The sequence below is a fragment of the Caballeronia sp. genome, from assembly GCF_028292365.1.
Classification (GTDB): domain Bacteria; phylum Pseudomonadota; class Gammaproteobacteria; order Burkholderiales; family Burkholderiaceae; genus Caballeronia.
In genome coordinates this window covers 1-3,686 of sequence record NZ_JAQGMM010000211.1, presented here as the reverse complement: position 1 = coordinate 3,686, position 3,686 = coordinate 1, and the positions used below count along the sequence as shown (strand labels likewise).

Here is a 3,686-nt window from a genome sequence, read left to right as displayed (position 1 = left end):
CGCAACTTCATCCGGTCGTGGCCGTACACCACGCCGGATGGCCTGACCTACGATTCCGGCGATTACTCGGCGTTGCTCGACCGCGCGATGGAACTAGCCGAGGTGAAAGGCTTCCCCGCGCGGCGCGAGGAATCGAAGAAAAACGGCAAGCTGCGTGGGCTCGGATACTCCTGCTACATCGAGGCGTGCGGGCTGGCGCCGTCGAGTCTGGCGGGCGCGTTGGGCGCGCGGGCGGGCTTGTTCGAGGCCGGCGAGATCCGCGTGCATCCCACGGGTTCCGTCACAGTATTCACCGGCTCGCATAGCCACGGTCAAGGGCACGAAACCACCTTCGCGCAAGTGGTGGCGGACCGGCTCGGGGTATCGATGGATAACATCGAGATCGTCCACGGCGACACCGGCCGGATTCCATTCGGCATGGGGACGTACGGCTCACGATCCATCGCGGTGGGCGGCTCGGCGATCATGAAGGCGCTCGACAAGATCGAGGACAAGGCCAAGAAAATCGCGGCGCATTTGCTGGAGGCTTCGGCGGAAGACATCGAGTTCAAGGACGGCATTTTCCGCGTGGTGGGTACCGACCGGACGAAGGCGTTCGCGGAGGTATCGCTGGCGGCTTACGTGCCGCACAACTTCCCGCTCGACAAACTCGAACCCGGCCTCAACGAAAACGCGTTCTACGATCCAAGCAACTTCACGTATCCATCGGGCGCGTATTTGTGCGAAGTGGAAGTCGATCAGGACACCGGCGAAACGCGTATCCAGAAGTTCACCGCCGTCGATGACTTCGGCAACATCATCAATCCGATGATCGTTGAGGGCCAGGTGCATGGCGGGATCGGGCAGGGCATTGGACAAGCGATGCTGGAGCGCGCCGTATACGACAACGAAAGCGGCCAGTTGATGTCCGGCTCGTTCATGGACTACGCGATGCCGCACGCGTCCGACCTGCCGAACTTTGACGTGGAAACGTCGAAAGGCACGCCGTGCGTGCATAACCCGTTGGGCGTGAAAGGCTGTGGCGAAGCGGGCGCGATCGGCTCGCCGCCGGCGGTGATTAACGCGATCATCGACGCACTTTCGCCGCTGGGTGTGACCGACCTGCAGATGCCTGCCACGCCGCATCGCGTATGGGCTGCGATGCATGCGGCCGCCGATGCATCGGCCGCTCGTGGCGCTTCGACTCCCGCTTAAGAGGACTTCGACATGTACTCATTCGATTATCAACGGCCTGACAAGTCCGACGCAGCGGTGGCGTTTCTCAAGCAACACGATGACGCCAAATATCTTTCGGGCGGGCAGAGCTTGCTGCCGACGATGCGCTTGCGGCTCGCGCAACCGTCGGCGCTGGTGGATGTGACGCGGATCGGCTCGATGAAGGACATCACCGTGACGGGTGACAAGGTGACGATCGGCGGCGCGGCGTGTCATGCGCAGGTTGCCGCGAACCCGGAGGTGCAGCGCGCGTTGCCGGGGCTCGCGGATCTTGCCGGCCATATTGGCGACCGGCAGGTTCGGGAGCGCGGGACGATCGGCGGATCGCTTGCCAACGATGATCCGGCGGCATGTTATCCGGCGGCTGTGCTGGCGTTGAATGCGACTATCGTGACGGATAGAAGGCGTATCACCGCCGATGACTTTTTCCTTGGCATGTACGAGACGGCGTTGGAGCCCGATGAGCTCATTACATCGGTTGAATTTCCGATTGTCGAGCGAGCCGGGTACGAGAAGTTTCGTAATCCTGCTTCGCACTTTGCTTTGGTTGGCGTGTTCGTTGCGAAGCATGCCGGCGGCGTGCGAGTGGCGATCACGGGCGCGGCAGCGTCGGTGTTTCGGGCTTCCGAACTGGAAGCGGCTTTATCGAAGGATTTCTCGGTTGCGTCGGCGCGCAGCACATCGATTTCCGCCAATACCCTCAACGAGGACATGCACGCGAGTGCGGCGTATCGGGCCCATTTGATCCCGATTCTTGCCGGCAGGGCGGTCGAGCGGGCTAATGCGTTTTAGTCTTCCGGTTCTTTTGCTCGCGCCGATGAACGGGCTGGGGTTCTCCCGGCGCGAGCGAAATAAACACTGACCTATTAGACACAGGAACCTCATGGACCCGGCATCCATCGACGAAACCCTCGCCGCCCTGAGCGGGCAGCACTACTTCGCCAGCCGTGAACTCGCGACGGGGCTTTTCCTCGCGTTGAAAATGCAGCGCCCGCTTTTCCTGGAAGGCGAACCGGGCGTTGGCAAGACCGAGCTGGCGAAAGCGGCCGCCGGCATGCTCGGCACGCAAATGCTGCGGCTGCAATGCTACGAAGGCCTGGACACAGCCAGTGCGCTCTACGAATGGGACTACCCGCGCCAGATCATGGCGCTGCGCGTGGCCGAAGCCTCGGGCGAACAACCGTCGAACGATTCGCTTTATAGAAGTGAGTTCCTGCTCAAGCGCCCATTGTTGCAAGCGCTGTTGCCCGACCCGTCGAATCCGGGCACTCGACGCGTTCTGCTCATCGATGAAATCGACCGCGCCGATGAACCGTTCGAAGCGTTTCTGCTCGAGTTGCTATCGGATTTCCAGGTATCGATTCCCGAATACGGAACCGTGCGCGCCGAGCGGCCGCCGCTGGTCGTGATGACATCGAATCGCACCCGCGAGGTCCACGACGCGCTCAAGCGACGCTGTTTATATCAATGGATCGGCTATCCGGCTCGCGATGTGGAACTGCAGATTGTGGCGGCACGCGCGCCCGAAGCCAGCGCGGACTTGCAGGCGCGCGCCGTGGCGTTTGTGCATCGGCTGAGGACGCTCGATTTGTTCAAGGCGCCGGGTGTGGCGGAGACTATCGACTGGTGTCGTGCACTGGCGGCGCTTTCGGTGAGCGAACTCGATCTACAATCGGTGCAGGACACGTTGGGCGTGCTGCTGAAATACCAGGACGATCTCGCGCGCGTGGACGCCGCCGAGATTGCGCAGTGTCTCGCCGCACCGGCTTGAACGAACATGGAGACGCCAACGCTTGCTCACAACGTCGTGCATTTCGTGCGATTGCTTCGTGGCGCGGGCTTGGCGATGTCGCCGGCGCACAGCGTCGATGCGCTTGAAGCGTTGCGCTGGATCGATATCACCCGTCGCGACGATGTCCGCGCCGCGCTCGCCGCGCTACTCGTTCATGCGCCTGACGAGCGCGAACTCTTTCATCAAGCCTTCGATCTGTTCTGGCGCGATCCCGATCGGGAAGGGAAACTGCGCGCGCTATTGCTGCCGAAAGTGACGAATGGCGTGCCGCCGCCCAAGCGCAACAATCGTCTCGCTGATGCCCTCGCCGCACGCGCGGCCGCATCGAATCCGGCGAACCAGAAGCCGGATAACGTTGAACATCTCCACGCGCGCATTACGTTCAGCGCGCAGGAACGCCTGAGCCACCGCGATTTCGACACCCTTACATCTGATGAATGGCGCGCGCTTCGACATCAAATTCGTTCTCATAGAATGCCGCTCGCCACAGAGCCCACACGCCGTTTAAAAACCGCGTCGCACGGCACGCACGCGGATCTGCGCGCAAGCGCCCGGAGCGCCGTGCGCTCGGGCGGCGACTGGACGACGTGGAAATACAAAAAGGTGGTCGAGCGCCGCCCACCGCTTGTTCTGCTGCTCGACATTTCCGGGTCGATGAGCGCGTATTCCCGAGCTGTGC

4 protein-coding genes are annotated in these 3,686 nt (G+C 62.1%); all 4 read left to right on the top strand.

The genetic code is table 11. The features are described from left to right. Positions 1-1,194, top strand: a 1,194-nt coding sequence (locus JWR14_RS13040; RefSeq protein WP_299707003.1) for a molybdopterin cofactor-binding domain-containing protein, incomplete at its 5' end; no start/stop codon positions are given. 12 nt (positions 1,195-1,206) lie between these two features. After that, positions 1,207-2,007, top strand: a complete 801-nt coding sequence (locus JWR14_RS13035) for a xanthine dehydrogenase family protein subunit M (protein ID WP_299707001.1) — start codon at positions 1,207-1,209, stop codon at positions 2,005-2,007. A gap of 91 nt (positions 2,008-2,098) precedes the next feature. Continuing rightward, on the top strand, positions 2,099-2,986 hold the full coding sequence (locus JWR14_RS13030) for a MoxR family ATPase (protein ID WP_299706998.1): 888 nt from the start codon (positions 2,099-2,101) through the stop codon (positions 2,984-2,986). A gap of 6 nt (positions 2,987-2,992) precedes the next feature. Then, positions 2,993-3,686 (top strand): VWA domain-containing protein (locus tag JWR14_RS13025; protein WP_299706995.1); only part of this gene is annotated, 694 nt, incomplete at its 3' end.

Coding starts and splice junctions, on each gene's coding strand:
- JWR14_RS13035 (WP_299707001.1), top strand. CDS start 1,207: ATGTACTCATTCGATTATCAACGGCCTGACAAGTCCGACGCAGCGGTG.
- JWR14_RS13030 (WP_299706998.1), top strand. CDS start 2,099: ATGGACCCGGCATCCATCGACGAAACCCTCGCCGCCCTGAGCGGGCAG.